Source organism: Chamaesiphon sp. OTE_20_metabat_361 (assembly GCF_031364565.1).
In genome coordinates, this window is record NZ_JANLWO010000551.1 from 1 (window position 1) to 4,536 (window position 4,536).

4 protein-coding genes are annotated in these 4,536 nt (G+C 47.7%); 2 read left to right on the forward strand and 2 right to left on the reverse strand.

Features of this window, described 5'->3' with window-relative positions; all coding sequences use genetic code 11:
* Positions 1–1,216 (reverse strand): UbiD family decarboxylase (locus RMO35_RS15835; RefSeq protein ID WP_309742290.1); only part of this gene is annotated, 1,216 nt, incomplete at its 3' end.
* Positions 1,217–1,415: 199 nt separating this feature from the next.
* On the reverse strand, positions 1,416–1,703 hold the full coding sequence (locus RMO35_RS15840; protein ID WP_309742291.1) for a hypothetical protein: 288 nt from the start codon (positions 1,701–1,703) through the stop codon (positions 1,416–1,418).
* 533 nt (positions 1,704–2,236) lie between these two features.
* Between RMO35_RS15840 and RMO35_RS15845 the strand changes: the two genes are divergently transcribed.
* Positions 2,237–2,929, forward strand: a complete 693-nt coding sequence (locus RMO35_RS15845; RefSeq protein WP_309742292.1) for a PHP domain-containing protein — start codon at positions 2,237–2,239, stop codon at positions 2,927–2,929.
* Between the two features lie 218 nt (positions 2,930–3,147).
* Positions 3,148–4,467 (forward strand): bifunctional oligoribonuclease/PAP phosphatase NrnA, encoded by a 1,320-nt coding sequence (locus tag RMO35_RS15850; RefSeq protein WP_309742293.1) that lies wholly within the window; start codon positions 3,148–3,150, stop codon positions 4,465–4,467.
* Positions 4,468–4,536 lie beyond the last annotated feature (69 nt).

A 4,536-nucleotide genomic window follows, 5' to 3' on the forward strand; every position in this document is an offset into this window, starting at 1 on the left:
GGCGCGGGTCGCGGATGTTGATATCTTTATCGACAACGATGACGAACTTGGTATAGGTAAATTGGGGTAAGGCACTCCAGAAGGCAAGCGCGGCGCGTCTGGCTTGTCCCGGATAAGCTTTATCGATCGAAATAATCGCCGCTTTATAGCTCAACGCCTCCATCGGTAAGAAGAAATCGACAATTTCTGGTACCTGCTGGCGGAGAATCGGCGTATAAATCCGGTTGAGCGCGATCGCCATCATCGCTTCTTCCTTGGGCGGACGACCGCTGAAGGTAGTAAGATAAATGGGATCTTTGCGATGAGTCATGCAATTGAAGCGAATCAACGGGCATGATTTGGATTGATTGTAATAGCCCATGTGATCGCCAAAGGGGCCATCGACCATTTCTTCCCCAGGTGTAATCGTCCCTTCGAGGACGAATTCTGAGTCGGCGGGGACTTCTAGATCTACTGTCTTACATTTTGCTAGTTTGACCCCACCGCCGCCATAGATCCCCGCAAATAACCACTCAGAGAGATCGATCGGAATTGGCGTCGCCGCTGCCATAATTACCAGGGGATGTACGCCGAGTGCGATGGCTATTTCTAATTTTTTACCCCGTTCGGCAGCTTTGCGGAGGTGACGCGCACCGCCACGAATGGATAACCACTGGACGGTCATCGTATTTTTAGATTGCAACTGAAGTCGGTACACGCCGATATTGGGCGTCCCGGTTTCACAATCTTTGGTAATTACCAATCCCAAGGTAACAATCTTGCCCGCATCGCCACTGTAAGGGCGAATTAAGGGCAGGTTATTGAGATTTAGGTCATTTCCCTCGACGACTACCTGCTGGCAGGGTGGAAAGTAATCTCGGCTGGGTTTGGCTTTGAGAACGTCAAATAATACTTTGCCAAATTCGACAGCTTGAGCGACTTTCTTGGGTGGCTTGGGCTGTTGGAGCATTGCCAATTTGCGCCCCAAATCCTCTAGTTCTTGAGGTTTCTCCATATTCATCGCCCAGCAGATCCGCTCTACCGTGCCCATGATATTTACGGCAACAGGATACTTTGCTCCTTTGACATTCTCAAATAGTAAGCCAGGGCCGCCACATTGCAGCATCCGATTGGAGATTTCGGCAATTTCTAAGTCGGAGTCTACAAGTGTCTTAATCCGTCGTAGTTGTCCCCGTTTTTCGAGTACCTTTAAAAATTCTCTGAAGTCCTCCGCCATGCGATCGCCCAAATGTAAAGTTATGTCTCTATTGTAAGGGGATCGGGGGGTGGAGGTAAGAGGTAATGGGTAATGGGTAATGGGTAAAAGGTAAGAGGTAAAAGGTAAGAGGTAAGAAGAATACTGGAACGCAGTTCTATTCCCTATTCCCTATTCCCTATTCCCTATTCCCTATTCCCCAAAGCCTAAAGCCTAATCCCTAATTCCCCTTTTGCATCCGCAAGCTATAAAAGGCGTAAATATCAAACAATGCGCCGACAAAGCCGCAGACTAAGGCGATTGTTAACATGCCTTGGACAGCACAGCCGCCACCAAAGGTATCGAGAAAAGCCAGTAACATATTAGTGGGTATTTGACCGATCGCGCCCAAACCAGGAATACAAGTTAGTAACCAAGTGCTAGCCAATGACCCTGACATCAGGAGCATGGGAGCCAAAAAACTCAATAGCACGGCTAGGAATAGAGAACGTAGAAAGTTTGATAACACGATCGTAAAACCTCACCCGCCTGATGGCTGAAAGAACTTTCTCAACAAGATGCTGTAGCTGTGGCGTTCGTAATCGGTGCTTTATTCAGGATTTCGCCAAGACTACTAGGCGGAGCGCCCGACCGTGTCGCACTTTTCGTCGTGCGAGATCTAGCACATCCATACATCATAAATTAGGAAATTGGCTAGAGTCTGAATCTGTGAGAAATCTTAAAATATCATTAAACTTTTTGATAATCGATCGAGAATCGACACATAAAGCCTGTAGTCTAAGCTAGGTATAATGTTTTACTACTCTACTGGGGTCGATCGCGGGGGTCGATCGCCAAAAGTGGATCTGACGATCGGGCGGGGAGACCGTTACAATGAGAGAAGGAATACTAACAACTTGCCAAATCCTGAGAGAGTAATAGCGGCTATTCTCATAAAGTATTGTGAAGAGTGGGGTAATCTTTAGAAATAGAAACAAGTAACTTTTTTACAGAACTACCTTGACGATCGTCAGCAACTACCAGACTCGGATATCCAAAGCTATGGGGAACCAATACTCATCACAGAATACCAACCTACTGCGGCAAATCTTCACCAACATTCAGCCCGATAGTTGTCCGAAGCATTACAATTTTCACATGCACACCAATTGCTCCGATGGTAAGCTCACACCAGAAGATCTGATGGCGCAGGCCGTAAAAATCGGACTGCAAGGCATAGCTATTACAGATCATCATTGTGTTGACGGTTATTATCGGGCGGCACAATGGTTAGCCATGCAAGTAGCCAGCGAGGATAGCGCGAATTCGGCAGCTCCAGCGCTCCAATTGTGGACGGGAATAGAAATTACTGCCTATCTGCCGCCTGTAGATGTACATATCTTGGGCTATGGCTTCGATCCGCTTGAGCCGAGTCTGGCTCCCTATCTGACTGGGCGCGAACCTAGAGGTGTGGATGCCCGCGCCGAACGCGTCATCGCCGCCTTACATCGCGCTGGAGCGATTGTCGTCCTAGCACACCCCGCGCGATATCGTCGATCGCCCGAAGAACTAATTCCGACGGCAGTATCGCTTGGTATCGATGGGGTAGAGACATATTATGCGTATAATAATCCCAATCCTTGGATTCCCAGCTTCGAGCAAACTGAGACAGTCAAACGCCTAGGCAATAGTTATAATTTGCTGCATACCTGTGGCACAGATACTCACGGACTGAACTTATTACAGCGCCTCTAAGTAAGAGTTGTGCTTTATTTAGCAATCAAATAGTGGAATACTGAGTCGGATGGAGCCGGGAAGTGATGAAGCGATCGACTGGAAATAAAAAGTCTAAACCCGCTGCTCACAAAGATTGTGACGTATATGGGCGAGACTTAAGTAAAATCGCTAATTGCCAATCCGATCGTAGTTGTTTATGATGAGTGATTAGGGATATTATACCTCTACTGAATTAGATGTCTTTAAATTCGACTAAGCTTCTCAATGGTCAAGCTTCAAGTATAGACACAAATTCTATACGTGGACTGCTCGAAATGACACAGTCAACACCAGATGCCGAACATCCAGAACTAAAGCTCGATCGTGAAGGCGGTCATGGACTATCGATGCCAGTGACACTCACGCTACCAGCCCCTAGCGGCTCCGCTCAGCTTGAAAACCGCTGCGACTTACCCACTGAAGATATTCGGGTAGCCGCACTTAAAGCCACACTAGAGCGGCATCGTGGCGATCGTCAAATCGTCTTGCTGCAAGACTTCCCCGATCCTGATGCGTTGTCTGGAGCTTGGGCGTATCAACTGATTGCCAAGCAGTATAATATCAATTGCGATCTGGTCTACGCTGGCGCTCTGAGCCATCAAGAAAATATCGCCCTCGTCAAACTGACGGGACTACCGACCAAAAAGATTTCGAGTGCTAGTCTCAAGGAAAAAGATCTCGCTCACTACCAAGGCTGCGTCCTAATTGATAATCAAGGTACCACCTGTCAACTATTAGAAATAGTTCGTCAAGCTGGCATCCCGATTACCGTCATTATCGACCATCACAGCCTCCAAGAAGACCTTAACGCCGAGTTTGTCGATATTCGTCCCTCGACTCGCGCGACAGCCACGATCCTGACACAATATCTCCAAGCAGGATTGCTCAAACTCGATAGCAGTATCAGCGAGCATGTCAAATGTGCCACCGCACTGATGCACGGCTTACGCTCCGATACCAACCGCCTGATGCAGGCGCAGGAAGAAGACTTTTTAGCGGCGGGATATCTGAGCCGCTTTTATGACGCCCAACTGCTCAATGCCATCCTCCAAGTATACCGATCGAAACGAGTGATGGAAGTCATTCAGCGATCGCTTACCAATAGAGTAGTACAAAATAACTTCTCGATCGCGGGTGTCGGCTATTTACGCTATGAAGATCGCGACGCCATTCCCCAAGCAGCAGATTTCCTAGTTACCGAGGAGAACGTCCATACGGCGGTTGTATACGGCATCGTTCGCGATGAGGATGATGAAGTCGAATTGGTGATTGGTTCCCTCCGCACGTCCAAATTAACCCTCGATCCAGACGAGTTTATCAAGGAAGCCTTTGGTAAAAATAGCGAGGGACGGTTCTTCGGCGGTGGTAGATTTACCGCTGGTGGGTTTGAAATCCCAGTTGGGTTCTTGTGTGGGTTTAATGATAATTCGGATTTCTCGAAGCTGAAGTGGGAAGTATTCGACAACCAGATCAAGCAGAAGTTACTTAAGTTGGTAAATCCTACGGATAGTTATTAGATTTAATCGATCGTTGATTCAGGGTAGGGGCAATTCATGAATTGCCCCTACCCTGAGTTTTCATTAATG

Excerpts from the sequence above, each read along its gene's own strand:
- RMO35_RS15850 (WP_309742293.1), top strand. The coding sequence starts at position 3,148 with ATGTCTTTAAATTCGACTAAGCTTCTCAATGGTCAAGCTTCAAGTATA.
- RMO35_RS15845 (WP_309742292.1), top strand. The coding sequence starts at position 2,237 with ATGGGGAACCAATACTCATCACAGAATACCAACCTACTGCGGCAAATC.